The sequence below is a fragment of the Halosegnis rubeus genome (assembly GCF_009184545.1).
Lineage (GTDB): Archaea > Halobacteriota > Halobacteria > Halobacteriales > Haloarculaceae > Halosegnis > Halosegnis rubeus.
The window spans coordinates 35,869-58,517 of the sequence record NZ_QJOW01000004.1 but is presented as its reverse complement, the minus strand read 5'-3'; the positions used below and the strand labels follow the sequence as shown (position 1 = coordinate 58,517).

The 22,649-nt window shown below is 65.4% G+C and carries 28 protein-coding genes, 2 tRNA genes and 1 pseudogene; 7 read left to right on the top strand and 24 right to left on the bottom strand.

All coding sequences use genetic code 11. The features are described 5' to 3' along the window. Positions 1-2: 2 nt before the first annotated feature. The 6 genes from DMP03_RS09935 to mvk all read right to left on the bottom strand — a co-directional run bounded on the left by DMP03_RS09935 (position 3) and on the right by mvk (position 6,931). The gene (locus DMP03_RS09935; RefSeq protein ID WP_152120531.1) at positions 3-1,712 is read right to left on the bottom strand and encodes a glutamate--tRNA ligase; all 1,710 of its coding nucleotides are present in this window, start codon (positions 1,710-1,712) and stop codon (positions 3-5) included. Positions 1,713-1,757: 45 nt separating this feature from the next. Next, positions 1,758-2,795 (bottom strand): geranylfarnesyl diphosphate synthase, encoded by a 1,038-nt coding sequence (gene idsA3 / locus DMP03_RS09930; protein WP_152120530.1) that lies wholly within the window; start codon positions 2,793-2,795, stop codon positions 1,758-1,760. Next, entirely contained in the window at positions 2,792-4,144 is a 1,353-nt protein-coding gene (locus tag DMP03_RS09925; RefSeq protein WP_152120529.1) for a ribonuclease J, read from the bottom strand. The genes idsA3 and DMP03_RS09925 overlap by 4 nt, the downstream gene beginning before the upstream one ends. Before the next feature lie 219 nt (positions 4,145-4,363). Then, a complete protein-coding gene (locus DMP03_RS09920) occupies positions 4,364-5,155 on the bottom strand; it encodes a GIDE domain-containing protein (protein WP_152120528.1) in 792 nt (263 codons plus the stop codon). Between the two features lie 62 nt (positions 5,156-5,217). Then, entirely contained in the window at positions 5,218-5,955 is a 738-nt protein-coding gene (locus tag DMP03_RS09915) for an isopentenyl phosphate kinase (protein WP_225870781.1), read from the bottom strand. Continuing rightward, the gene (mvk, locus tag DMP03_RS09910) at positions 5,948-6,931 is read right to left on the bottom strand and encodes a mevalonate kinase (protein ID WP_152120526.1); all 984 of its coding nucleotides are present in this window, start codon (positions 6,929-6,931) and stop codon (positions 5,948-5,950) included. The genes DMP03_RS09915 and mvk overlap by 8 nt, the downstream gene beginning before the upstream one ends. An 85-nt stretch (positions 6,932-7,016) precedes the next feature. Between mvk and DMP03_RS09905 the strand changes: the two genes are divergently transcribed. Then, positions 7,017-7,523: a hypothetical protein gene (locus DMP03_RS09905; RefSeq protein ID WP_152120525.1), complete on the top strand. Its 507-nt coding sequence runs from the start codon at positions 7,017-7,019 to the stop codon at positions 7,521-7,523. A gap of 10 nt (positions 7,524-7,533) precedes the next feature. Here DMP03_RS09905 and rpsB read toward each other — a convergent pair whose 3' ends face one another. From rpsB to DMP03_RS09830, 15 genes are all read right to left on the bottom strand, one after another. Beyond that, a complete protein-coding gene (gene rpsB / locus DMP03_RS09900) occupies positions 7,534-8,289 on the bottom strand; it encodes a 30S ribosomal protein S2 (protein WP_075936087.1) in 756 nt (251 codons plus the stop codon). After that, positions 8,286-9,482 carry a phosphopyruvate hydratase gene (gene eno, locus DMP03_RS09895; protein WP_152120524.1) on the bottom strand — a complete coding sequence of 399 codons (1,197 nt, stop codon included), beginning with the start codon at positions 9,480-9,482 and terminating at the stop codon, positions 8,286-8,288. The genes rpsB and eno overlap by 4 nt, the downstream gene beginning before the upstream one ends. After that, positions 9,479-9,655: a DNA-directed RNA polymerase subunit K gene (locus tag DMP03_RS09890; protein WP_123123985.1), complete on the bottom strand. Its 177-nt coding sequence runs from the start codon at positions 9,653-9,655 to the stop codon at positions 9,479-9,481. Before DMP03_RS09890 ends, eno begins: the two co-directional genes overlap by 4 nt. Continuing rightward, positions 9,652-9,846, bottom strand: a complete 195-nt coding sequence (locus tag DMP03_RS09885; protein ID WP_152120523.1) for a DNA-directed RNA polymerase subunit N — start codon at positions 9,844-9,846, stop codon at positions 9,652-9,654. The genes DMP03_RS09890 and DMP03_RS09885 overlap by 4 nt, the downstream gene beginning before the upstream one ends. Before the next feature lie 11 nt (positions 9,847-9,857). Beyond that, positions 9,858-10,256, bottom strand: a complete 399-nt coding sequence (locus tag DMP03_RS09880; protein ID WP_152120522.1) for a 30S ribosomal protein S9 — start codon at positions 10,254-10,256, stop codon at positions 9,858-9,860. Next, positions 10,250-10,687 (bottom strand): 50S ribosomal protein L13, encoded by a 438-nt coding sequence (locus DMP03_RS09875; protein ID WP_152120521.1) that lies wholly within the window; start codon positions 10,685-10,687, stop codon positions 10,250-10,252. Before DMP03_RS09875 ends, DMP03_RS09880 begins: the two co-directional genes overlap by 7 nt. Beyond that, positions 10,684-11,034: a 50S ribosomal protein L18e gene (locus tag DMP03_RS09870; protein ID WP_075936081.1), complete on the bottom strand. Its 351-nt coding sequence runs from the start codon at positions 11,032-11,034 to the stop codon at positions 10,684-10,686. The genes DMP03_RS09875 and DMP03_RS09870 overlap by 4 nt, the downstream gene beginning before the upstream one ends. A gap of 33 nt (positions 11,035-11,067) precedes the next feature. After that, positions 11,068-11,152, bottom strand: a tRNA-Leu gene (locus tag DMP03_RS09865). A gap of 101 nt (positions 11,153-11,253) precedes the next feature. Next, a complete protein-coding gene (locus DMP03_RS09860) occupies positions 11,254-12,000 on the bottom strand; it encodes a DNA-directed RNA polymerase subunit D (protein WP_152120520.1) in 747 nt (248 codons plus the stop codon). A gap of 1 nt (position 12,001) precedes the next feature. Beyond that, entirely contained in the window at positions 12,002-12,382 is a 381-nt protein-coding gene (locus DMP03_RS09855) for a 30S ribosomal protein S11 (RefSeq protein ID WP_075936079.1), read from the bottom strand. Then, the gene (locus DMP03_RS09850) at positions 12,379-12,909 is read right to left on the bottom strand and encodes a 30S ribosomal protein S4 (protein ID WP_152120519.1); all 531 of its coding nucleotides are present in this window, start codon (positions 12,907-12,909) and stop codon (positions 12,379-12,381) included. The genes DMP03_RS09855 and DMP03_RS09850 overlap by 4 nt, the downstream gene beginning before the upstream one ends. After that, positions 12,909-13,430 carry a 30S ribosomal protein S13 gene (locus DMP03_RS09845; RefSeq protein ID WP_152120518.1) on the bottom strand — a complete coding sequence of 174 codons (522 nt, stop codon included), beginning with the start codon at positions 13,428-13,430 and terminating at the stop codon, positions 12,909-12,911. Before DMP03_RS09845 ends, DMP03_RS09850 begins: the two co-directional genes overlap by 1 nt. A gap of 25 nt (positions 13,431-13,455) precedes the next feature. Next, positions 13,456-13,538 (bottom strand) — tRNA-Ser (locus tag DMP03_RS09840). Positions 13,539-13,844: 306 nt separating this feature from the next. Further along, on the bottom strand, positions 13,845-14,054 hold the full coding sequence (locus DMP03_RS09835; protein WP_152120517.1) for a hypothetical protein: 210 nt from the start codon (positions 14,052-14,054) through the stop codon (positions 13,845-13,847). Further along, positions 14,051-15,091 carry an Mrp/NBP35 family ATP-binding protein gene (locus tag DMP03_RS09830; protein WP_152120516.1) on the bottom strand — a complete coding sequence of 347 codons (1,041 nt, stop codon included), beginning with the start codon at positions 15,089-15,091 and terminating at the stop codon, positions 14,051-14,053. The genes DMP03_RS09835 and DMP03_RS09830 overlap by 4 nt, the downstream gene beginning before the upstream one ends. Before the next feature lie 91 nt (positions 15,092-15,182). Here DMP03_RS09830 and DMP03_RS09825 point away from each other — a divergent pair, with 91 nt between their 5' ends. The 3 genes and pseudogenes from DMP03_RS09825 to DMP03_RS14940 all read left to right on the top strand — a co-directional run. After that, positions 15,183-16,001 carry an alpha/beta fold hydrolase gene (locus tag DMP03_RS09825; RefSeq protein WP_152120515.1) on the top strand — a complete coding sequence of 273 codons (819 nt, stop codon included), beginning with the start codon at positions 15,183-15,185 and terminating at the stop codon, positions 15,999-16,001. A gap of 139 nt (positions 16,002-16,140) precedes the next feature. Next, complete coding sequence (locus DMP03_RS09820; protein ID WP_152120514.1) at positions 16,141-18,078, top strand: sensor histidine kinase; 1,938 nt, start codon at positions 16,141-16,143, stop codon at positions 18,076-18,078. Between the two features lie 39 nt (positions 18,079-18,117). Further along, a pseudogene (locus DMP03_RS14940) lies at positions 18,118-18,252 on the top strand (RNA-guided endonuclease TnpB family protein); the annotation flags it as partial. Positions 18,253-18,272: 20 nt separating this feature from the next. On the opposite strand, the gene DMP03_RS09815 reads toward DMP03_RS14940, so the two are convergent. Together DMP03_RS09815 and DMP03_RS09810 are read right to left on the bottom strand one after the other, a co-directional pair. Further along, positions 18,273-19,097, bottom strand: coding sequence for a transposase (locus tag DMP03_RS09815; RefSeq protein ID WP_152120513.1), 825 nt, complete (start codon positions 19,095-19,097; stop codon positions 18,273-18,275). 161 nt (positions 19,098-19,258) lie between these two features. Further along, positions 19,259-20,290, bottom strand: coding sequence for a tyrosine--tRNA ligase (locus tag DMP03_RS09810; protein WP_152120512.1), 1,032 nt, complete (start codon positions 20,288-20,290; stop codon positions 19,259-19,261). 141 nt (positions 20,291-20,431) lie between these two features. Between DMP03_RS09810 and DMP03_RS09805 the strand changes: the two genes are divergently transcribed. Genes DMP03_RS09805 through DMP03_RS09795 form a run of 3 tightly spaced genes read left to right on the top strand, consistent with a single transcriptional unit; the run spans position 20,432 to position 22,253 of the window. Beyond that, positions 20,432-20,674 carry a hypothetical protein gene (locus DMP03_RS09805; RefSeq protein ID WP_152120511.1) on the top strand — a complete coding sequence of 81 codons (243 nt, stop codon included), beginning with the start codon at positions 20,432-20,434 and terminating at the stop codon, positions 20,672-20,674. Between the two features lie 47 nt (positions 20,675-20,721). Further along, the gene (locus DMP03_RS09800) at positions 20,722-21,888 is read left to right on the top strand and encodes a thiolase C-terminal domain-containing protein (protein ID WP_152120510.1); all 1,167 of its coding nucleotides are present in this window, start codon (positions 20,722-20,724) and stop codon (positions 21,886-21,888) included. After that, a complete protein-coding gene (locus DMP03_RS09795) occupies positions 21,885-22,253 on the top strand; it encodes a Zn-ribbon domain-containing OB-fold protein (protein ID WP_152120509.1) in 369 nt (122 codons plus the stop codon). Before DMP03_RS09800 ends, DMP03_RS09795 begins: the two co-directional genes overlap by 4 nt. Here DMP03_RS09795 and DMP03_RS09790 read toward each other — a convergent pair. Further along, a complete protein-coding gene (locus tag DMP03_RS09790; RefSeq protein WP_152120508.1) occupies positions 22,250-22,618 on the bottom strand; it encodes a TlpA family protein disulfide reductase in 369 nt (122 codons plus the stop codon). The genes DMP03_RS09795 and DMP03_RS09790 overlap by 4 nt on opposite strands. Positions 22,619-22,649 lie beyond the last annotated feature (31 nt).

The following is a 22,649-nucleotide window of genomic DNA, read 5'->3' as shown; positions in this document are numbered from 1 at the left end:
CGTTACTCGTGGGTGAAGTAGACGACCGTCTCGCGGTCGGTCTGTTCGTCGATGCGGACGAAGCCGATGCGCTCGAACTGGAGGAGGTCGCCTTCGTCGTACGATTCGATGCCTGGCTCCGCGAAGCAGGCCACGTCACCGTCCATCGTCCGCATCCGAACCGAGACGGAGCCGTCGGTCGGCACCCAGTGGACGACGGGCACGTCCTTCTCGCGCACGATATCGATGGACTCGTCGGTGTACACCAGCGTGTCGCCCTCGCGCCCGAACGGTCCGAAGCCCTTGAGCCAGACGCGTTCCCCGACTTCGGGCACGTCGTCGGGTTCGAGCATGACCGAATCCCCGACCGGGATGTCGCGCTCGCCTCTGTCCTCGTGGTCGGGGTGGACTGGCGGGTGCGCGGAGCCGGGACCGCCGGCGACCTCGAAGCGGACGCCCTCGCGGACGGCGAAGGCGCGGTCCGTCTCGTCGTCCACCAGTTCGCGGTTGTGCGCGTAGATGTTCGATATCGGGAGGTCCACGTCGGAGGTGGAGGTGCCGAGTTCCACCATCGCGTCGACGATGGCCTGCCCGCGAATCCCTCGCCGACGCAGCGACTTGATTGTCGGCACCCGGGGGTCGTCCCAGCCGTCGTACTCACCGGCCCCGATCTTCTCTTTCAGCGTCGAGGTGGAGAGTTTCACGTCGTAGGCGTCCACCTGGACGTGGCCCCAGTGGACCACCTCGGGGTACTCCCAGCCGAAGTAGTCGTAGACGAATCGCTGTTTCTTCGCCGAGTCCTGCAGGTCGATACCCCGGATGATGTGCGTGACGCCCGTCAGGTGGTCGTCGATTCCCGACTGGAAATCGAGCATGGGCCAACACCGGTAGTCGGCTGCTTCCTCACGCGGGTGTGGCGTATCTATCATCCGGAAGGCGACGAAGTCGCGCAGTGCGGGATTCTTGTGGTCGATATCGGTGCGCACGCGCAAGACGACGTCGCCCGAATCGTACTCGCCGTCGACCATCGCGTCGAACTCCTCGTGGACCGTCTCGGCGTCTTTCTCGCGGTGCGGACAGGCCTCGCCGCTGTTCTTCAGCTCGGAAAAGTCACCCTGCGGGCAGGTACAGGTGTATGCACCGCCGGCGTCGATGAGCTCGCGGGCGTGCTCGTAGTAGATATCGAGGCGGTCGCTGGCGCGGTACACCTCGCTCGGCTCGAAACCGAGATACTCGATATCCTCGAGGATGGCGTCGTAGGCATCGAGGTCCGGGCGCTTCGTCTCCGGGTCGGTGTCGTCAAAGCGGACGATGAACTCACCGTCGTAGCGCTCGGCGTAGGTACCGATGACGGCGGGCATCCGTGCGTGACCGATGTGCCACGGTCCGTTCGGGTTCGGCGCGGCGCGCATCTTCACGCCGTCGTCGGTGTTCGAGAGGTCCGGAAGGTCGTGTTCGTCTTCTTCCTCCTCGGCGTCGAGTTCTTCGACCGCCTCAGGGTCGAGTTCCTCGAGGCGGTCGCGCTTTGCCGACTCGTCCAGCCCGTTCACGCGTTCGATGACCGGCGCGATGACGCCCGGAATCCGGTCGCCGTGCTCGCGGAAGTCCGGGTTCTCACCCATCAGCGGACCCATGATGGCCCCGACCTGTGCGTCGCTACCGTGTTTGAGCGCGTTGAACAGCGCGGCCCGCTCGGCCTCGCGTTCGACTCGCTCGCGGAGGTCCTCGTCCATTATCGGTACCTGACCCGCGGGCGCGAAAAGGGCGTGGGTTCGCCGTCAGTACTCTCGGGTAATGAGGAAGTCCGCGATATCCTCGAGCAGCGACCGCGCCTCGTTGTCGGGGAGCCGCTGGAGTCGCTGTTTCCCGTTCTCGACGTGTTCCTCGGCGAGGTCGCTGGCGAACTGAATCGAGCCGGCGGATTCGAGTTCCGCGACGGCCTCGTCGATGGTCGCTTCGGTGACGGCTTCGGGGTCGTCGGTGTCGACCAGACTCTCGATATCGACGCCCTGCTCGCGGGCGTGGAGCGTGATGGCGGTCCGTTTGCCCTCGACGAGGTCGGAACCGCGCTGTTTACCCAACTTCTCCGACGGCGTCGTCAAGTCGAGCACGTCGTCGTGAATCTGGAACGCCCGTCCGATGTCGATGCCGTACTGGTGAAGCGCGTCGACGGTCTCGTCGTCCGCACCCAACAGGATGGCCGGAATCGCGGCCGCAGCAGCGTACAGAACGGCGGTCTTCAGCTCAACCATCTCCATGTACTCGTCGGTGGTCACGTCGCCGCGACCCTCGAACTCTACGTCGAACGCCTGCCCCTCACAGATTTCCGTGCAGGTGGTGGCGAGTTCGTCGAGCGCCCGAACCTGTCGGTCGGCCGGCGCGCCGGTCTCCAGCATGTACTCGAACGCCTTCGAGTAGAGCGTGTCCCCGGCGAGGATGGCCGTGCCAACGTCGTACTCGCGGTGGACCGACGGGACCCCGCGACGGAGGTCGTCGTCGTCCATGATGTCGTCGTGGATGAGCGTGAACGACTGGATGACCTCGATGGAGACGGCACCGCTCATCAGGTCGACCGGCTCGTCGGTGAGGTCCGGGAACGACCGGTACGGCTGCGTCTGTGGGTCGGTGTCGGTGAGCGCCTCCGCGACGAGCAACAGCAGTGTCGGTCGCAGGCGCTTCCCACCGGCGGTGAGAAGATACCGGGAGGCCTCGTACAGCCGCTCGGGTCGCGCCAGCGGTAGCTGTTCGTCAATCGCGTCGTTCACCTCCTCGCGACGGGCTTCGACAGCCGCGCGGACGCGCTCTTTGCAGCTCATTCGACCAGGTTGATGATGTTGCCGTTGCGCGTCACGTGGAGGTCACGCCCGAGCGTGTACCCCTTCTTCGCCGCGAGGTCCACGTACGGCGCGAAGCCCTTCATGTCTTGGTGGGCCGGGATGACGTTCTGCGGTTCGAGCGCGTCGAGCATCTGGTAGTGGCCCTCCTCGCGGAGGTGGCCCGAGACGTGGATGTCATCGTAGATGCGGGCACCCTGCATGCCGAGCAGCTTCTCGGACTGGTAGCGCTGCCCCTCGTTGGTCGGCTCCGGGATGACGCGTGCCGAAAACAGCACCTTGTCCCCCTCGTCGAGCTGGTACGGCGTCTCGCCGCGACCCATCCGGGTGAGCATTGCACGCGGCTCGCCCTGGTGGCCCGTCACGATTGGGAGGAAGTTCTCTTTCCCCTCGTTCATGATTCGTTTGAACGTCCGGTCGACGGACTTGCGGTGGCCGTACATCCCCACGTCGTCGGGGAAGTCGACGAAGCCGAGCCGCTCTGCCGTCCCGGAGTACTTCTCCATCGAGCGCCCGAGCAGGACCGGCTGTCGGCCCATGTCCTTCGCGAACTCGACGAGCGAGGAGACGCGCGCGATGTGTGAGGAGAACGTGGTGGCGACGATACCGCCGTCGTAGTCCTCGATGGACCCCATCACATCTTTCAGGTGACCGCGGGCGGTCGACTCCGAGGGCGTGCGGCCCTTGCGACCGGCGTTGGTACAGTCCTCGATGTACGCGAGCACGCCGTTGCCCTCGCGACCGATTTCGCGGAAGCGGTCCATATCGATCGGATCGCCGATAACCGGGGTGTGGTCCATCCGCTTGTCCAGCCCGTAGACGATAGCGCCCTCGGGGGTGTGGACGACCGGGTTGATGGCGTCGATGATGGAGTGAGTGACGTTGACGAACTCCAGTTGGACGTTGCCGGAGTCACCGATTTCGAGCATTTCGCCCGCCTCCATCTTCTGGAGGTCGTTGTCGACGCCGAACTTCTGTTCGCCCTCGATCTGCTGTTTCACCAGTTCGATGGTGTACGGGGAGGCGACGATGGGGGCGTCGTACCGGTGGGCGAGCTTCGAGATTGCCCCGATGTGATCGAGGTGGCCGTGCGTCGGCACGATGGCCTGCACGTCCCCCTCGAGGTCGCTCATCACGCGGTCGTCGGGAATCGCCCCCATGTCGATGAGGTCGAGGCTGTGCATTCGTTCCGTCTCTACGTTGTCGTGGATGAGGACCTTCGACAGGTTCAGTCCCATGTCGAAGATGACGATGTCGTCGCCAGCGCGGACGGCAGTCATCTGCCGGCCCACTTCCTCGTAGCCGCCGATTGTTGCGATGTCGATTTCCATAGGTTACGTCCGAGGGGCCGCCACGAGTGCGACCGGCGAGTACCCGCAACTGTCGTCCGATACGGCACGCGCGGGTGACAGCCGACCGGAACGGTGGCCCGAAAGCCAGCCGTCCACGGCTGTCGAAGCCGGTCGCCCGCTTGGTCCGGGGCGACCGCGTCTCGGTTACCTGTCACTCCCGTGGCCAGACGTAAAAGTGTCGTGGGTCGTCGGCCGTAATCAGGCGGCGACGCCGGCCGCGAGCAACCCGACTCCGAGCAGCGTCACGAAGAGACCGCCGATCAGTCGCCACCGCGCCGACGAGGCCTGTGCGTCGATGAGGTCGGACTCAGAGCGGTTCGAGACGATGAATCGCTCGGCGTCGCGGTGGCCGTCGTCCGCGCTCGCGACGATCTCGAAGTCGTTCGCCCCGAACGAGTGTGCCCCGACGCGGGTCGCCGTCCCGAGCACGTACACTTGGTCGCCCGCGGCGATGGTGTTTTGAGTGTAGCGTCTGTCGCCGACCTGCTGGCCGAAGTCGAGCGCCTTGATGAGCGCCTCTTGCGGGTCGCCGGGCGTCGAATCCATCGCGAGAAACGCCTGTATCGGGTCCGGCAACGGTTCGTCGACGCCGATTTCTTGCTCCCACCGACCGGCGGGGTCGAACTCCAGGTCTGCACCCTCCGGGCGGACGAGCACGCGGTCCGTTCCGTCGTCGAGATAAAACTCCGTCGCGTACGACCCCGACCCCTCACTGCGCCACGAGGAGTGTTTCCCCGACTCCTCCCACTCCTCGATTTCCCACGACGCCGCAACGACCTCGTCGTCGGTGAACGGGGCGGGAAACAGTCCGTCGTCGGTCGCCTCGCTTTGCCCCACAACCTCGGCCGGTCCGGGAGTGAGCTGGAGAATCTCTGTCGTCTCGGTCGACGCGATGAGGTTGCGCGTCGCGCGCGTCTTCCAGCCCGAGTAACAGAGGGAGCCGCCGATGCCGACACCGAGTACGCCAAGAGCCAGGAGGAGCGGATTCACCGCGGGTCACCGTCGTGCATATCAGGAGTGGTCGTGGCACTCAGTTGAATCTTGACACTCGCTTACCCGATACGCGTCCCCGGTCGCTCGCCAGCGAGGAACGGCCCGACGCCGTCGGCGTCGAAGATGTACGCCGGCGAGTCGAGCGCGAGCAGTTCCCGCACCTTCGCCGCCATCCCGCCGGTCACGTCCGTCGAGTCGCTCCCGCCGAGGACATGAGCCACGTCGTCGAACGCCTCGATAGTGGAAATCACATTCTCGTCGTCGTCGAGCACGCCCGGCACGGCAGAGCAGAGTCCGACGCGGTCGGCCCCCAGCGACTCGGCCAGCGAGACGACGATTTCATCGCCCGAAAGGATGGTCACGCCCTCGCCGGCGTGGACGACCACGTCGCCGTGAAGCACGGGCACGAAACCCGAACCGAGCATCGTCTCGACGCTCCCGGCTGGGAGCGTGAGGTCGCTGTCGGCGTCTCGTGCGGCCATCGAGAACGGGTGGACCGGGACGGCCGCCACGCCGGCGTCGGCGAGCGCCGCGACCACGGCGTCGTTGAGCGTACGCATTGCGTTCGTGATATCGCGGGCCGCCTGCGCGTCGCGGCTCCCGTTCGTCCGGGAGACGCCGTGTTCGCTGGCGTGGTGGTGGCCGAAGCTCCCGCCGCCGTGGACGACGACGAGCGGACCGTCGGCCCCGGCGATGTCGGCCGCGAGTCGGGCGAGTCGATTCGTTGCGACCGTCTCGGGAGCGTCCTTGTCGGTGATGACGCTCCCGCCGAGCTTGAGAATCGTCGGGCTACTCACGGCGAACGCCCTCCGTGTCGAGCTCGGCACGGAACGCCGTCTCGCAGGCGGTCGTGTACTCGAGGGCAGTCCGTGTGGCGTCGCTCTCATCGAGGGCGACGACACAGCCGCCGCCGCCGGCACCCGTCAGCTTCGCGCCAGTCGCCCCCGCGCCACGGGCGGCCCACACCATCGCGTCCAGCGACCGCGCGGAGACGCCGAGCGCGGAGAGCAGCCCGTGGTTGAAGTCCATCAGTTCGCCGAGTCTGGTCACGTCGTTCCCGCGGAGGGCGCGCTCGCCCTCGCGCACGAGGTCGCCGATGGACTCGACGGCGTCGGCGGCGAAGTCGTACCGCTCGCGGAGGTCACGCACCCCGGCGACGAGTTCGCCGGTGTTGCCGGCACCCCCGTCGTAGCCGACGACGAACGGAAGGTCCGGCGGGTCCGGTAGCCGCTTGCAGTCGTCGCCCTCGACGCGGACGACCCCACCCATCGCCGAGCAGAACGTGTCGGCCCGTGAGGCCTGTCCCTCCTGCACTTCGTGTTCCACCTGGTAGGCACGGTCCGCAAGTTCGGTCGGCGTGAGTTCCACGCCGAGTTCCCGCGTCGCGGCGTCGATACCGGCGACGGCGACGGCGGCCGACGACCCGAGCCCCGCACCGAGCGGGATGTCCGACTCGATGGTGACCGAGAAGCCGGCGTCGGGGGCGTCCGCGGCGTCGCGTGCCTGTGCGACCGCGCCGTCGACGTAGCCCGTCGCGGCCGCGACGAGGTCACCGGGGACGTTCACGTCGGCGTCGCCCGGGTCGTCGCCGTAGGTGACCGTGAACCCGTCCAGCGAGAGGTCCTCGGCCTCGACGCGGATGCGGTCGTCGTCGCGCTCCTCGACGGTGACCCGTGCCCGCCGCCCGACGGCACACGGCACCGCCGGCTCCCCGTAGACGACGGCGTGCTCCCCGAACAGATACACCTTGCCGGGAGCACTCGATGTTGTCATGTCTCGTCGTGACTCCGCGCTCGGGTTAAGTGTGTTCGATGCGCGCCTGGAACAGGACTAAGCCGCCGCCGCGACAACGACGACCGTGTCCGTCCTCGATGCCCGCCGGCACCTCGACCGCACCCTCTCGGAACTCGCCGCCGAGTACGGCAGCGTCGAGGTGGTCGGTGAACACCGCGAGGTCGAGCCAGACGTGTACGACCGCCTGCGTGAACGCGCGGCTGCCTTCGACGGCCCGGGTGGGGCGGGCGCGTGGGTCCGCGACCCCGACGGCCGCGTCCTCCTCGTCGACACCGACGAGGGGTGGGCCGAGCCGGCAGCCACCTGCCGTCCGGGACAGGAGTACGTCGAGTGTGCTGAGACCGCCGTCCGAGAGTACGGGCTGAACGTCTCACTCACCGGCTTGTCCCACATCCACGTCCGGTATCTCAGCGACTGGACCGACCGCGAGCCGGTTCCACAGCCGTTTGCCGTCTTCTCGGCGCGAGCGACGGGGACGCCGACGGATGGAGCGGCGTGGCACGCGACGCTCCCCGACGAGCTGCTGTACGCGTATCTGCGAGAGCTACCGCTGTCGGGCGCGAGAAAGTAGAAAATCGGCCTTACAGTTCGGTCTCGAAGTCTTCGAGGGCGTACGTCGGCTCCGCGCCGCGCTTGTCGAGCGTCTCGTTGGCGAGCAGCCAGTAGACGACAGACAGCGCCTTTCGACCCTTGTTGTTCGTCGGGACGACGAGGTCGACGTTCGAGGTCGTGTTGTTGGAGTCGCACATCGCGATGACCGGGATACCGACGGTGATGGCCTCCTTCACTGCCTGGGCGTCACCGATTGGGTCGGTCACCACGACGACGTCCGGCTCGATGTAGCCGTCGTAGTCGGGGTTGGTCAGGGTGCCGGGGATGAAGCGACCGGTGCGGGCGCGTGCGCCCACGGCCTCGGCGAACTTCTCGGCCGGGAAGCGACCGTACTGGCGCGAAGAGGCGACCAGAATCTGCTCCGGCTCGTAGTTCGAGAGGAACGACGCCGCGGTTCGGATGCGGCTGTCGGTCTGGGACACGTCGAGCACGTACAGCCCGTCCGTGCGGACCCGGTGGATGAACCGCTCCATCGACTTGGTCTTCTGCTGGGTCCCGATGTGGGCACCGGCAGCCAGGTAGTCCTCGACGGGGATGAGGAGGTCCGCCTCGTCGTCCGGCATGACGTCCTCGTCCAGCATCGGTGTCTCGTCGCTCGATTCGTCTGTGTCATCAGTCTCGGCGACCGGCTCCGGGTCCTCGGACGGAACGGCACCGGTCTCGCCGGTGGGCTCCTCCTCGACCTCGGATTCGGCCGCTTCGAGACCTTCGTCGTTGTCGCTCATGCGTTTGCCTCGATTCGGATTAGTTCGTTCAGCTTGGCGGTTCGCTCGCCGCCGACCGCGCCCGTCTTGATGAACGGGGCGTCGGTCGCGACGGCGAGGTGTGCAATCGTCGTGTCCTCCGTCTCTCCGCTCCGGTGGGAGACGACGGCGTCGTAACCGTTCTCTCTCGCGAGTTCGATCGCGTCGAACGCGTCAGAGAGCGTGCCAATCTGATTTGGCTTGATGAGAATCGAGTTGGCCGCACCGGTCTCGATCCCCGTCGCGAGACGCTCCGTGTTGGTGACGAACAGGTCATCGCCACAGACGAGCGTCTCGTCGGACACACGGCCGGTCAGTTCGGCAAAGCCTTCGTAGTCGTCCTCGTCCAGCGGATCCTCGATGTACGCGAGATCGTAGTCGCTCGCCAACTCGGCGACGTACTCGATCTGCTCGTCGGGCGTGCGCGTCGTGTCGGCGTAGACGTACTGCTCGCCGTCGAACAGTTCGCTCGCGGCCACGTCAAGTCCCATGCGAATCTCGAAGCCGACCTCGTCTTCCACGGACTCGATGGCGGCCGAGACGATGGCGAACGCCTCCTCGTCGGTGACCGACGGGGCCCACGCTCCCTCGTCCCCCTTCGCGGCGGGGATGTCACGCTCGGCGAGCAGGTCGGCGACCGCCCCGTGGACGGCCGCGTTCGCGAACACCGCATCCGTCACGCTCGGTGCGCCGACGGGCGCGGCGAGGAACTCCTGGATATCTGTCGCGTCGGCGGCGTGTTCACCGCCACCGACGACGTTACCAAGCGGCGTCGGGAAGCCGTCGCCACGGAACGCACCACCGAGGTGCTGGTACAGCGGCGCGCCGAGCATGTCGGCCCCCGCCTTCGCTGCGGCCATCGAGACGGCGACGGCGACGTTGGCTCCGATGCCGGAGAAGTCGTCCGTACCGTCCGCGCCGTGGAGCGTCCGGTCGACCGTCCGCTGGTCGCCGGCGTACACCTGTCCCTCGATGCGCGGGACGGCGCGTTCGCGAGCGTTCGCGATCGCCTCCTCGGGCGGGAGTTCGACGGCCTCGTACTCGCCGGTCGAGGCTCCGGAGGGAGCCGCCGCGCGGCCGAAGCCGCCGGACTCGGTCCGGACCTCGGCTTCGACCGTCGGATTTCCCCGCGAGTCGAGTATCTCTCGCAATCGCACCTCGGTGATGAGCGTCACGTCTCGTCACCTCGCCGTACGGTGAACGGAAGCACACCGGCGTCGTACTCCTCGGCCGCGATGAGGATCGGCTCGGTCTGGTTCGTGTCCACGAGCACGGGCGCACCGTAGCTTACCTGCAGGGCGCGTGCCCCGAGGAGTCGGGCCTTCTCGTATCGGTTGTCGGTTTTCATTGGTATGGGGCAACGATGTCGACGAGGTCCTTGTGCGAGACGAGCATGCGTCGACAACAGGCGCGGTCCACGCCAAGCTCGTCAAGCACCTGTTTGGGGTCCTCGTCGCCCTCGCGGGAGCGCTCTTTGAACTCCTCCCAGTGCTCACCGACGACCTTTCCGCACGTGAAACACCGAACTGGAACCATCATGTGTGAATCACCTAGCGGTAGGACTTCTGGTAGCGAGCCCGCGCACCGGGACCGCCCCACTTCTTCGATTCGGACTGTCGCACGTCGTTGACCAAGAGCGACCGGTCGAACGAGAGGTACGCGTCGCGGAGCTCGGCGTCGTTGTTGTGCTGGACCAGCCCGCGTGCGATGGCCGTCCGGGCGGCGTCTGCCTGCCCGGCGAAGCCACCGCCGCTGATTTCGACGTCGATGTCGATCTCCTCGCGGAGGTCTGCCTCCGCGATGCGGAACGGTTCGAGCATCTTCAGCCGGGACTGCTCCGGTTCGATCAACTCGACCGGCTGGCTGTTGATGCGTACCTTACCAGTGCCGTCGCTGACGGTCGCCCGGGCGACGGCGGTCTTCTTCTTGCCGGATGTGTTCGTTACCATGTGACGTTTGCACCAAGTTCCTCGGACACCTCGGCGAGCGAGGTGAATTTGATGTTCGACAGTCGGTCGAGCGACGTGCCCTCGAGCACCTCACCCTCCTCGTCGTGCGGATTCCCGACGTAGACGCGGACGTTCTCGAACGCCTCGCGCCCGTTCGTCGTCTTGTACGGGAGCATGCCGCGCACGGCTCGCTTGAAGATGCGGTCCGGGCGCTTCGGGTAGTAGGGACCGCTGTCGGAGCCGACCTCCACGCGCTTGCGGTACACGTCCATCGTGGCCTCCTCGTTGCCCGTGATGACGGCGCGTTCGGCGTTGACGATAGCCACGCGGTCACCGTCAAGGGCCTGCTGTGCGACGTTGGACGCGACGCGACCGACGATGCAGTCGCGGGCGTCGACGACGAGATCTGCATCGAACTCTGCTGTGTTCATCGAATCACCCGAACGTCGTTGCCGTCTGGGTTGTTCTCGAGCGCTTCCTCAAGTGTCTGGGTCTCACCAGCGGCCTCGATCTTCGTCTCGGCGGAACCGGAGAAGTCGACGGCGGCGACGGTAACGTCCTTGCGGAGCGCACCGGAGCCGAGCACCTTGCCCGGCACGAGTACCGTCTCGTCCTCGCGGGCGTACCGCTCGATACGACCGAGGTTGACCTCCGCGTGGGTGCGCCGGGGCTTCTCGAGCCGTTCGGCGAGGTCTGCCCACACGTCTCCACCGCCGTTGCGGGCGGTCGATTTGAGGTCGGCGATGAGACTATCAAGTCTCGGATTTGTCTTACTCATTCGGTATCACTCTCCATCTGGTAGGAAAATGGATGCAGGGAGCAGGATTTGAACCTGCGAACGTCTACACGACAGCGCCCTGAACGCTGCGCCTTTGGCCTGACTTGGCTATCCCTGCAGGCAGACGACCGTACCACACGCCCGTACGTAACCCCTTCGGTGTCGCCGTCGCTGACAGAGCCAGCGGGCGCGACCGGGGTGTGGGCGTGTGTGGTCATCTTACAGTTGGACTGCGGATTCCAGTTCGTCCGCGCGAGCGCGGAGGGTGCCGACCGCCTCGGTCACGAGGTCGTCGACGCTCATCGACCCGTCCGTCTCCACCTCGAAGACGAACGCGTTCGGCACGTCGTGGACCTCGATTTCCTCGCCGTCGTAGCGGTTCGTGAGGTCGTTGTCGAACGCCTCGGCGGGGATGAGTTCACCATCCTCCTCGATGACGCCGCGCACGACCTGTGGCTCCTCGTCCTCGAACTCGCCGCGGTCACCGACGACCTCCACGCGCTGGAGATGTCGGTAGCCGACGGCCACGCCGCCCTGGTGTTTGGCGTGGGACTTCCCGGTATCGAGGACGGCGTCGGCTTCAACTTCGAGCCGCTGGTCCTCCTTCAGTTCGATGATGGGGATGCCGTCGGTAGCGGGCTCGACGAGCCCGTCGCTCGACACGAGATCGCCCGAGTAGGCCGTGTCCGGCCCCTCGACGTCGATGGCGAGCGTGACGACATCGTCCTCGTCGAACTCGCCCGGGGGCGTGGTCAGCGGGACCATCCCGAGTCGGTGGGCGATCTGCTCGTCGAACATCACCGACGAGTTCTCGACGACCCGCACTTCGTCGATCGAGAGCGTCGGCACGTCCGCCACCATCGCACGGCGAATACCGTTGGCGAACGCCGGTTCGAGATTGCGCACGAGGAACCGCGCCTCGTCGTCGCCCCGCTCGATGAACTCTACGGCGTACTCCTCGCTCATCTCAGAACCCTGCGTTCTTCGGTGCGCGCGTTCCGTCGTGCGGAATCGGAGTTACGTCCTCGATGCGACCGATTTCGAGTCCTGCGCGTGCGAGCGCACGAATCGTCGCCTGCGCGCCGGGACCGGGAGACTTGTTGAGGTTCCCACCCGGACCGCGCACGCGGACGTGCAGGCCGGTGATGCCGGCCTCTTGGATGTCGTCGGCGACCGCCTCGGCCATCTGCATGGCCGCGTACGGCGACGCCTCGTCACGATTTTGTTTCACGACCGTTCCGCCGGAGGACTTCACGATGGTCTCCGCGCCGGTCACGTCCGTTACCGTGATAATCGTATTGTTGAACGAGGCGTACACGTGTGCGACGCCCCATTTCTCGTCACTCATTCTTGATCACCTCCTGCACGCTCGGGGTGCAGGTCGTCTGCGAGCGGACTCCGCTCCTCGTACTCGAGGTTGTCCGATGCGCCGGCTTCAATTTTCATCGACGGCGTGGTAACGCGTGCGCCGTCGAGCGTGATGTGGCCGTGGTTGATGAACTGGCGCGCCTGATTCGGCGTGTTGGCCAGTCCAGAGCGGTACACGAGCGTCTGGAGCCGTCGTTCGAGTACGTCCGTCAGATCGAGCGACAGCACGTCGTCGAGACTCTCGTTCTCGTCGAGAATGCTGTAGCGCTTGAGCCGAGCGAGGAACTCCGCGCCCGCCTCGGCGGCGACTTCGGCGTCGCCCTGCGCGTCCCCGAGCAGGTCACGCGCCTCCTGTCGGTAGCTACGGAGCTCGGACTGTGCCCGCCACAGCTCTTCTTTGTTCTTCAGCCCGTAGGTTTCGAGGGTGCGCGCCTCGTCGTCGATGCGCTCGCCCTGGTACGGGTGATTCGGCGTCTCGTAGAACTTCGTGTTTGAGCCAAGAGGCATTACTCTTCATCCCCCTCGGCGGCTTCCTCAGCCTGCTGCTCCTTGATGGCCTCGACGTTCACACCAATGGTTCCCTCGGTACGGCCGGTGGACTTGGTGCGCTGTCCGCGGACCTTCTGACCGCGCTTGTGTCGGACGCCACGATAGGAGTCGATCATCTTCATGCGGTTGATGTCGCGTCGACGCGTCATCTCGAGGTCGTTGCCGAACTCGTGGGTGGACTCGCCGGTGAAGTAGTGGTCCTGGTGGTTGACCATCCACTCTGGAATCTCGTCGGCGAGATTCTCGACGGTCTCGACGACGCGTTCGATGACGCTCTCGTCGAGGGAGCCGAAGACCGAGTCGCGGTCGACGTCTGCCTTCGCTGCGACAATGCGGGCCGTTCGCTGGCCGATTCCGTTCAACTCCATCAGCGACCGCTCGACGGTCTTCGTCCCGTCGAGGTCGGTCTGGCCGATGCGGACGAAGTACTGAATGTCCTCGTCTTCCTCGGCGTCTGTGTCTGGTTCTTCCGCGCTCATATCTATGATTATCGGGGTGGGTGAGCGTTGCGGCGGGGATTCGAACCCCGGGGGCATTACGCCACTGAGTTAGCAACCCAGCGCCTTGGGCCACTTGGCTACCGCAACACGCGGTCGTGTATCTTCGCCCGACGGATCGAGTCCGCCCGACTCGGGGCATCCGCCCCTACATCGAGTGCGTCTGTAGGAACTCGGCTTGCCTACTTAAGCATCACGAACCGAACGCCGGTGTGCCACGAGAGGCCACGGAGCGTGAAGGTTCAAATCCGAAGCCGGGACCACGGCCGATATGACCTGACGAGCCGCCCGGACCGGTCACGGCGGGAGCGCGGGCAACCGCGGCGGCAAAACCGTGTGACGCGCCGGTTCGGAACGCAGTTGCGTCGCCTGTTCGCTACGACAGACACTCCCGAGTCAATCGCGTGCCAGCGTCCCTCGGTCTTTGATCTCGAAGATGGTCTTCACGTTCCGGTACACGTCCTGTGGGTCGGTGTCTTCCTCCTCGTCGTAGAGGTCCGAGACGCGATAGAGGATGGCCGCGAGCTGCTCTGACTCGGAGCTATCTCCACGCACGTCCTCGGCGACTTCACGCAGGAGTTCGCGGTACTCGTCGGAGTGGCTCATCGGTTCGCGGTGCGCTGGCGGTGGACAATTCCCTGCATATCGGCCGTCTCGCGGACGAACTCGCGGAACGCCTCGCCCGTGTCGCTGTCGTCGTCCAGCACGACCGGCTGTCCCGTGTCGCCACCCTCGCGTACGTCGGGATCGAGGGGAAGTTCGCCGAGGAACGGCAGTTCGTTCTCGTCGGCGAATCGCTGACCGCCGCCGGAGCCGAAGATGTCGTGGACGTTCCCGCAGTCGGGACATTTGAACCCGGACATGTTCTCGACGATGCCGAGCACGGGAGTGTCGTGTTTGCCGAACATACGCAGGCCCTTGCGCGCGTCGTCGAGTGCGACCTCCTGTGGCGTCGTCACGATGACTGACCCCGAAATCGGGACCGACTGAAGCAGCGTGAGCTGCGTATCGCCCGTCCCCGGCGGAAGGTCGACGATCATGTAGTCGAGTCGCCCCCACTCCACGTCCTCGACGAGTTGCGTGATGAGCTTGTGGATCATCGGCCCTCGCCAGATGACGGGGTCCTCCTCGCCGACGAGGAAGGCCATGCTCATCAGCTTCATGCCGAACCGCTCTGGCGGCACGATGGTCTCGTCTGGCGTTGCCTGGGGACGCTCGTCGCTCTCGACCATCCGTGGGACGTTCGGCCCGTACACATCAGCGTCGAACAGCCCGACGCTCGCGCCCATATCGGCGAGCCCGGCCGCGAGGTTGACGGCCACCGTCGACTTTCCGACACCGCCCTTGCCGGACGAGACCGCGATGATGTTCTCCACGCCCGGAAGGACCTCCTCGTCGGGATCGATTCCGCGGTCGACGTTGGCTGCAAGTTCCACGTCGAGCCCTTCGGTCTCGAGCAGTTCCCGCACCTCGTTCGCGATATCGGTCTCGACGGGCGAGTAGGGTGCCCCGAGCGCGAGGTCGACGGTCACCGCGTCGCCGTCGAGTTCAATGCTGTTGACAAGTCCCAACGAGACGATATCGTCGCCCAGCGCTGGGTCCTCGACTCCACGCAGGATGTCACGGACCCGCTCCTCGTTCATACCCCGGGTAGCCGTCACCGGCGAATAAGAATTGTGTCACGCCCCCCGCCGGAGAGACAGCTTTTGCATCTGCCACACGAGACGGTAGACGATGAGTCTGTTTCCTCGACGCGGGACGGTCGCCGGACATCCGTACGTGCGCTACGGAACGGGGCCACCACTGCTCGTCGTCCCCGGCGTGAACGACCCGCTGTTTCCCGCCGGCGACCAGTTGTGGTTCGACGGCGTGCTGGCGGGCTACTGCTACCGGCAGGCGACGGCGTGTGTAGCCGCCGGCGCTCCGCGGACGGTCTATTACGTTTCGCGACCGGTCGAGAGCGAGGCCGCGACGGCATCGGCGATGGCTGACGGCTACCGGAGCGTACTGGACGAAATCGGCCCGGCCGACGTGCTCGGCGTCTCGATGGGAGGGTTTCTGACGCTCGCGCTCGCACGCCAAGACGACCGCGTTCGGTCGGTCACGCTGGCGCTGGCCGCGGCACGGCTCTCCAGACACGGCCGAGAGTCACTGAAAAAGTGGAGCGAGTGGGCGCACAGCGGGCAGTGGCGGAAGGTGTATCGCGCCGGTCTCAACACCGTCACCGACGGTTGGAGAAATCGGGTCGCCGCACCCGCAATTCGCGCTTTTACACGACTCCCCGACCACCCGACCGAGGCGTTTCGACGCTCACTTGCAATCGCAACCGGGTTCGACGCGACGGCGTGGCTGGGGGAGCTATCGGTACCGAGCCTCATCGTCGGGGGAACAGCCGACCCCTTCTTCACAGCGAGGCGGTTCGCGACCACCGCAGACGCGCTTGGGGGTCGATACGAACGACTCGACGGCTGGGGACACGACGTGTTGATAGACGGCGGCCGACGCGTCGACAAACCGGTGGCGCGGTTTCTCAACCGGAGCCAGGAGGCGTAAGCGCCACGGCTCACGCGTTTAGCTCACCGCGAGAATCAGTTGGAGCCCCAGAGAGCGCGAAGACCGGGACGTGCCGCAGTCTGTGTCCAGGAGAGCACCCACCACCAACGCTTTTGACCGATTCCAGTGACGTTCGACCATGGACCTCTCCGGCCGACCCAAGCGTGTGCTCGCGGGGCTTTCGATCTGTGCGCTGGGTGCCGGGCTCATCACCGTCCCCGTTCTCGATATGTACGAGGATATCACCGTCGGGGGCAAACCAATCTACTCCACGATGATCGAGAACTCGATCGGACTGCTCCTCGCGCTCCTGCTGGTCGCCGGCGGCTTCTGGGTCGCCTCCCGAGACTGGCAGTTCCGCTACGTCCGCCGGATGATCGTCTGGACGTGGGGGATCGCCGCCGGCTTCGGCTTCGTGTTCACGTGGATACTCGGCATCCAGGTCGGACTCCAGGGAGAGTACAAGCCGATCGTCATCGCGCTGGACGCGATTCTGCTGGGGAGCGTCGTCGCCTTCGGCGTCGGCATCTTCGACGTGCGCCGAGAGCAGGGGAAACAGCGTGCGGACAGAGAACAGAGCCGGACGGCGGCACTGTTCGAGAACACTGCAGACGACGTGGCAACACTCCGCGTCTCGCCAGAGCGGGTCGTCTCGCTCTCGACGAACGCCGTCTTCGATGATAACTTCGACGACGCGACGGTCGTCTTCGAGGAGGTGATTCAGGCGGCCGGGATGGAGTCACGCACCGCGTTCATCGAATACATCACCGCGGGCGAACCGTTCGAAGTCGAGGTGACCCTCGACGACCGCGGCGAACAGCGCGACTTCATCGCACAGGTGACGCCGTACGACGAGACCGGCGACAACACCGCAGAGCTGTTTCTCGTGTTGACGGACGTGACCGAGCAGAAACAGCTCGCCCGCGAGCGGGTCGCTCGCAGCCGTATCGAACAGCTCCACCAGTCGGCCTCGGAGATGGCGAACGCCCCCGACACGGACGAGGCGTTCGACCTCGCGGTGAGCGCCGCCGAACAGTCGCTCCACTTCGAGCGCGCCGTTCTCTACATCCACGGCGAGCCGGTGCGAACCCACGGAACAGACGGGTTGCTCGACCAGACTGCAGCCGATAAGCTCACGCTCGACAAGCAGCCGCTCGTCGCGCGCGACGGCGGGTCGTCGGTGACATGGCGAGGTGACGAGGAGATACTGACGATTCCAGTTGGCGGACAGGGGCTGTTGCAGGCGAGCAAGCGTGGGGAGAGCTTCGACGAGAGCCAGATCCGGGCCGGCGAGCTGTTGACGACGCATCTGCGCGAGACCCTGCGACGGCTCCAACGCGAACGGACTATTCGGGAGGAGCGTGAGCGCATGGAGTTTCTCAACCGCATTCTCCGTCACGACTTCCTCAACGGCATGAACGTCGTCCGGATGCAAGGCCAGTTCCTCGAGTCGAGCGTTACCGACGACCAGCGCGAGCGGGTCGAGACGATTATCGACCGCGTCGACTCGATGACCGACCTCATCAACACGATGCGCTCGTTCATGAAGGCCGTCATCGAGGGGAACGAACACGAACTGTTCGCGACGCCACTCGACGAAGAGCTGACCGACGCCGTCGAAGACGCCCGCGACGCCCACCCCGCAGCCGTCTTCGAAATCGACGGCGTCTTCCCCCCCGCCGAGGTGTTGGCCGACGACCTCATCTCCGAGCTGTTCCATAATCTGTTGACGAACGCCGTTGAGCACAACGACGCCGACGAGCCACTCGTCCGGGTCACCGCCGAGACGACGACAGACAGCGTGGTCGTCCGCATCGCCGACAACGGGCCGGGCATCCCCGAAGGAATGCGCTCGCGCGTGCTTGAGAAGGGAGAGAAGGGAGAGGAAAGCGAAGGAACCGGGCTCGGACTCTACCTGTGTGAGGAGATAATCAGTACGTACGGGGGGAGCTGCGCGTCAACGAGAGCGAGTTGGGTGGGGCAGAGTTCGAATTGGAACTGCCACGCGCCGACGGCGGAGAGTAGCCGCGATTACGGAGAACCGGGGAGAAAGCCCCGCCCTTCAGGGCGGGGATGAATCCGACAACTCCTACGCAATCCACCGTTCGATGTCACATCTGGATATTCCATACTTCGACAAAAAGTATCTCCGAGTTCACCGAATCTGTCGGTGAATAGGAGTAACGGCTGGTTGGCACAGCCATCGACGTTCTTGTTTGACAAGGAAACTGGCGCATTCTGCTCTATTGAAAATGCGGTACGGGAGCGGGATCATAGTGTTTTGGTGAGCTTCTTGAGGTTGTTGAGGGCGAACGAGAGGATGATCTCACGGAACTGTCGGTACCAGAATTGCGAACGCAGGGCGGAGTCCTGCGTTCGCTTGACCGTTGAGTAGGATGTTTCCGACATCCACCGCTGTGTATAGCCTTTTGCCCGGATCAGCGCGTTGTTTGCTGCTGCCTTCGGGGTCGATCCACGGTACTGAATGAGGTAGTCCACATCTAATGCTGCGATCTCGCATTCGGTGTGCCAATCTTGAAATCCGTTATCGGCAGCGACGGCCCGCAGGTCGTCCGCGTTCCGGCGGACGACCCGCGGGCCAGCCTTCGTATCGTGCTCATGCTTGATACAGCAGTGAACGTCCAACACCGCCAGCGACTCTGTATCGGTCAATGTCGTCGCCTTGACCGTCTTTACTGTCCGTCCTTTCCGCTGACAATAATACTGGGAAGCGTTAGATCGCTCGAAGAACGTGCTGTCGAGGGCAACGTGGCCGGATTGCGGGTGTTGCTGCGCTGAAACGCGCAGCAACGCCCGCCAGACATACATCGCATACCGATCAAACGAGTGGTAGAACGTGGTTGGATCAGGTGGAGCATCCGAGCTGATCCCGAGACGCTCACACACGTCCGGCATGAGACTGAGCCGATCTACGAGTTCGGCGTAGCTGTGGTCTTCTTCCTTCCGAATACAGTGTGCGACGATGTGGGTCTCGCGGGCAAGCCCGCCCGAGACGGGCTTGCCCGCTCGCTTCCCCAACGCTTGTTTAGCTACACGTAGTGCTGTCTCAACGAGGTCGAGCAAGGCGACTCCCATTACCGTCTTCTCGACCTCGTTTTCCTAAACTCATTACGGCGTGATCCCGTTGCTGTCTTCCATTTTCAATAGAGCAGCGCATTCGCGCCTCAAGAACAGGTCACGTCGTAAACCACAATATCCCAACGTGGGGATCCTCGCTCTTCAGGGAGGGGAGGATGTCAATCGTAGGTGTCCGGGTATGCGTCCGCCAGCAGGTCCGGCTGGCTCGTGAGCCGCTCGCGAACCGGGTCGATCACCTCCGAGATGGCCGCCGCCGCGCCGGGTTTTAAATCGGCGGGATGGAGCTCGCCGGAGACGTAGTCGGTCTCCAGTTCGTCGTACGTCTCGTAGACGAGGTTACCGCCGTACTCCTCGGGGCGTTCGACCGTGAGGACCTCACCGCGCTCGTCGAACACCGGGAAGACGAGGTATTCGAGGTATTCGAGAACGCCGTTGTCCTCGACTTCGCCTTGCGGGCAGTATGCTCCCTGTATCTTCTCGTCGACCTGATCGGGGGAGTCGGTGAGATTCACCTTCGAGGTGGCGTCGGAGGCGGACATCTTCCCGCCGGTCAACCCCGAGAGTAGCGGTGCGAACACGCAGGCCGGCTTCTCGTCGTCGTCGAACAGCTCACGGGAGAGCATGTAGATACCCCGCTGGTCGATACCGCCGTAGGCGATGTCGGCATCGAGCGCCAGCACGTCGAGACTCTGCATCAGCGTGTAAACCAAGCCGCCGAGTTTGGGGTTGTCGGACTGGCGGACGACCTCGCTGCCTGCCCGTTTCGCCCGCGAGATAGTGGTGTCGGCGATGAGCCGGTAGAGTTCGAGCGTGTACGGCTCCTCAAGCTGGTAGTCGGTGCCGCGGACGAACTCCACGTCGTCCGGGTCGCCGCCGGCCGCCTCGATCATCCCGCGGATGGCCTCCTCGTAGTAGGTCGACCGAGCCTCCAGTAGCTCGAAGGGCGACTTCTCGTCGTCGAGGTGGGCGTGGAGGTCGGCGACGAGGACGGTCACCTCGAGTCCGGCGGCGACGAAGTCTGCGAGCTTGCGCATCGTCGTGAAGTGGCCGATGTGCATCTCGCCGGTCGGGGCGTAGCCGATGTACGCGTGGGGGTCCTCGCGCTCCTCGAGCAGCGTCTCGATCTCCTCTTCGGTGACGGTCTCTTCGGTGTACCGCGTAATCAGGTCCGTGCGGTCGCGGGCGTTCATGCTCGCAGTTTCGGGGTGAAGTGGATAAAACGTCTGTTGTCGCGTGCGACGCCCGAACCGGAAGGGGTAACTCGGTGCCACTGCATCCGGGAGTATGGAGATGCGTACGGAGCGGCGGGGACGCGTTCGGGGGCAGAACTGATGGTCGGTCCCATCAGCTCCGAAGAGCGCGACTCCTTCGCGTTCCGCGTGAAGGCGGGACTGACGGCGATTGTCGCGCTCTCTGCGGGACTCATCGCGGTACAGGCGGAAGCGTCGCCGGTTGCGGTCGTCGTCGCCACCCTCGCCGGTGTGGTCGTCGGCGCGCCGCTCATCTGGCTCGCGATTCCCGGCTCCGGCGGGAGACAACGGCGCGACCCCCCAAACCGGGAGTTCCGGAAGTAGCCGCCGACAAGCGGTCCCTTGATTAGCGCTCACACACGAACAGCGGTATGACTCGCGCAGCAGTCGTCGGGGCCGGCATGACCAAGTTCGGCGTCCACGACACACCACTACAAGAACTGTTCGGCGAGGCAGCCTTCGGCGCGCTCGACGACGCGGGCGTGACGACCGACGACCTCGACGCGCTCTACTTCGGGAACGCGATGAGCGGGCAGGCCGAAAACGAGACGCATCTCGGCCCGCGCGTCGCCAGCCACATCGGTGCGGCCGGTCTCGAAGTCCAGCGGTTCGAGGACGCCTGTGCCACCTCGGCCAACGCGTTCAAAAACGCCGTGCAGGCGGTCGATGCCGGCGTCCACGATATCGTCCTCGTCGGCGGCGTCGAGCGGTGTACCCCTGAGACGGGCAAGGACACCCCGGCGATGACGCGCATCTTCGCGTCCGCCTCCCACCGCCAGTACGAGCAGCCGACCGGACTGACGTTCCCGAGCGTCTTCGCCCTCCTGACGAAACGCCACATGCACGAGCACGGGACGACCGAAGAGGACCTCGCCGCGGTCGCCGTGAAGAACCACGCGAACGGGCGGCTGAATCCGCGCGCGCACTTCGGGAAGGAGACGACCGTCGACGAGGTGCTCGAGGGACCGGTCGTCGCCGACCCGTTCCGGCTGATGGACTGTTGTCCCTTCTCCGACGGCGCGAGCGCTGTGGTCGTCGTGAGTGACGACCTCGCCGACTCCTTCGACGCGCCCGTTGACGTGACCGGCGTCGGCCACGCGACAGACGTGGTCCCGATTGCCGACAAGGCTGACCTGTCCGCGACACAGGCCGCCCGCGACGCCGCGAGTGAGGCGTACGCGCAGGCCGACATCGCGGCCGACGACGCCGACTTCGCGGAGGTACACGACTGCTTCACCGGCGCTGAGATTCTCGCCAGCGAGGCTATCGGCTTCGCCCCCGACGGCGAGGGCGGGACCTACGCGACCGAGGGCCGCACCGCGCTGGACGGCGACCGACCGATCAATCCGTCCGGCGGGCTGAAGGCGAAGGGCCACCCCATCGGTGCGACCGGGACGGCCCAAATCGTCGAGTTGACCGAGCAGATTCGCGGTACGGTCGGGGAGCGTCAGATCCCCGACGCGAACGTCGGCGTCGCGCACAACCTCGGCGGGGACGCTGCCACGACCGTCGTCAGCGTCCTGGAGGGTCGTGCATGAGCCTGACGTACGACGAGTGGGCGGCGGCGGTCCGCGACGGCGAACTGCTCGGACTCGCCTGCGAGGAGTGCGGCCACACGAACGGCGTGCCGACGGGCGCGTGTCCCCACTGCGGGAACCGCGAACTGACCCGCGTGTCGCTTCCGACCGAGGGAGTCGTCCACTCGGAGACGACAATTCAGGTGCCGCCCGAAGGGTTCGAGGAGCGCGGCTACCAGGTCACGGTCGTCGAACTCGGCGACGCGAAGGTGATGGTACGCATCGACGGGGACAGCGAGCGCGTCGCTATCGGTGACGAGGTCGTGCTGTCGGGCGTGATAACCGAAGACGACGACCACCCCGCGCCGCTGTTCGCGTCGGCTTAGGCGAACTGTTCTGCGAGGTAGACGACGATAGGGGCGTTCTCCTCTTCGACGAAGCGGGCGCGCTCCTCGCCGTCGAGTTCGACGACGACCGTCGGAATCAGCTCGATACCGTACTCCTCCACCAGCTCGCCCGACTTCGAGCCGTCGTCGTTCTTCTCGACGGGGTGATGGTGAATCTGCTCGTCGGGGATGCCGGCGGCCTCGAGCGCGGCACCGAAGTCCGGGAGCTGCGACCGGCAGTCCTTACACCAGTCGCCGCCCCAGACGTGGATGGTCGGGTCGTCCAACTGCGCGAATGTCTCGACGGCGCTTTCATACGAGGCCGCGTCCCACGTCGGGTTCGGCCGCATAGTCTCGAGTTGCATACCGGAGGGAGGGTCCGGGGCGATTTATCAG

What these genes read in the sequence shown, in the direction of transcription:
- DMP03_RS09935 (WP_152120531.1), bottom strand. Translation starts at nt 1,712, where the DNA reads ATGGACGAGGACCTCCGCGAGCGAGTCGAACGCGAGGCCGAGCGGGCC.
- idsA3 (WP_152120530.1), bottom strand. Translation starts at nt 2,795, where the DNA reads ATGAGCTGCAAAGAGCGCGTCCGCGCGGCTGTCGAAGCCCGTCGCGAG.
- DMP03_RS09925 (WP_152120529.1), bottom strand. Translation starts at nt 4,144, where the DNA reads ATGGAAATCGACATCGCAACAATCGGCGGCTACGAGGAAGTGGGCCGG.
- mvk (WP_152120526.1), bottom strand. Translation starts at nt 6,931, where the DNA reads ATGACAACATCGAGTGCTCCCGGCAAGGTGTATCTGTTCGGGGAGCAC.
- rpsB (WP_075936087.1), bottom strand. Translation starts at nt 8,289, where the DNA reads ATGAGCGACAACGACGAAGGTCTCGAAGCGGCCGAATCCGAGGTCGAG.
- DMP03_RS09890 (WP_123123985.1), bottom strand. Translation starts at nt 9,655, where the DNA reads ATGAAAACCGACAACCGATACGAGAAGGCCCGACTCCTCGGGGCACGC.
- DMP03_RS09885 (WP_152120523.1), bottom strand. Translation starts at nt 9,846, where the DNA reads ATGATGGTTCCAGTTCGGTGTTTCACGTGCGGAAAGGTCGTCGGTGAG.
- DMP03_RS09880 (WP_152120522.1), bottom strand. Translation starts at nt 10,256, where the DNA reads ATGGTAACGAACACATCCGGCAAGAAGAAGACCGCCGTCGCCCGGGCG.
- DMP03_RS09875 (WP_152120521.1), bottom strand. Translation starts at nt 10,687, where the DNA reads ATGAACACAGCAGAGTTCGATGCAGATCTCGTCGTCGACGCCCGCGAC.
- DMP03_RS09870 (WP_075936081.1), bottom strand. Translation starts at nt 11,034, where the DNA reads ATGAGTAAGACAAATCCGAGACTTGATAGTCTCATCGCCGACCTCAAA.
- DMP03_RS09860 (WP_152120520.1), bottom strand. Translation starts at nt 12,000, where the DNA reads ATGAGCGAGGAGTACGCCGTAGAGTTCATCGAGCGGGGCGACGACGAG.
- DMP03_RS09855 (WP_075936079.1), bottom strand. Translation starts at nt 12,382, where the DNA reads ATGAGTGACGAGAAATGGGGCGTCGCACACGTGTACGCCTCGTTCAAC.
- DMP03_RS09850 (WP_152120519.1), bottom strand. Translation starts at nt 12,909, where the DNA reads ATGCCTCTTGGCTCAAACACGAAGTTCTACGAGACGCCGAATCACCCG.
- DMP03_RS09845 (WP_152120518.1), bottom strand. Translation starts at nt 13,430, where the DNA reads ATGAGCGCGGAAGAACCAGACACAGACGCCGAGGAAGACGAGGACATT.
- DMP03_RS09835 (WP_152120517.1), bottom strand. Translation starts at nt 14,054, where the DNA reads ATGAGCCACTCCGACGAGTACCGCGAACTCCTGCGTGAAGTCGCCGAG.
- DMP03_RS09830 (WP_152120516.1), bottom strand. Translation starts at nt 15,091, where the DNA reads ATGAACGAGGAGCGGGTCCGTGACATCCTGCGTGGAGTCGAGGACCCA.
- DMP03_RS09825 (WP_152120515.1), top strand. Translation starts at nt 15,183, where the DNA reads ATGAGTCTGTTTCCTCGACGCGGGACGGTCGCCGGACATCCGTACGTG.
- DMP03_RS09820 (WP_152120514.1), top strand. Translation starts at nt 16,141, where the DNA reads ATGGACCTCTCCGGCCGACCCAAGCGTGTGCTCGCGGGGCTTTCGATC.
- DMP03_RS09815 (WP_152120513.1), bottom strand. Translation starts at nt 19,097, where the DNA reads ATGGGAGTCGCCTTGCTCGACCTCGTTGAGACAGCACTACGTGTAGCT.
- DMP03_RS09810 (WP_152120512.1), bottom strand. Translation starts at nt 20,290, where the DNA reads ATGAACGCCCGCGACCGCACGGACCTGATTACGCGGTACACCGAAGAG.
- DMP03_RS09805 (WP_152120511.1), top strand. Translation starts at nt 20,432, where the DNA reads ATGGTCGGTCCCATCAGCTCCGAAGAGCGCGACTCCTTCGCGTTCCGC.
- DMP03_RS09800 (WP_152120510.1), top strand. Translation starts at nt 20,722, where the DNA reads ATGACTCGCGCAGCAGTCGTCGGGGCCGGCATGACCAAGTTCGGCGTC.
- DMP03_RS09795 (WP_152120509.1), top strand. Translation starts at nt 21,885, where the DNA reads ATGAGCCTGACGTACGACGAGTGGGCGGCGGCGGTCCGCGACGGCGAA.
- DMP03_RS09790 (WP_152120508.1), bottom strand. Translation starts at nt 22,618, where the DNA reads ATGCAACTCGAGACTATGCGGCCGAACCCGACGTGGGACGCGGCCTCG.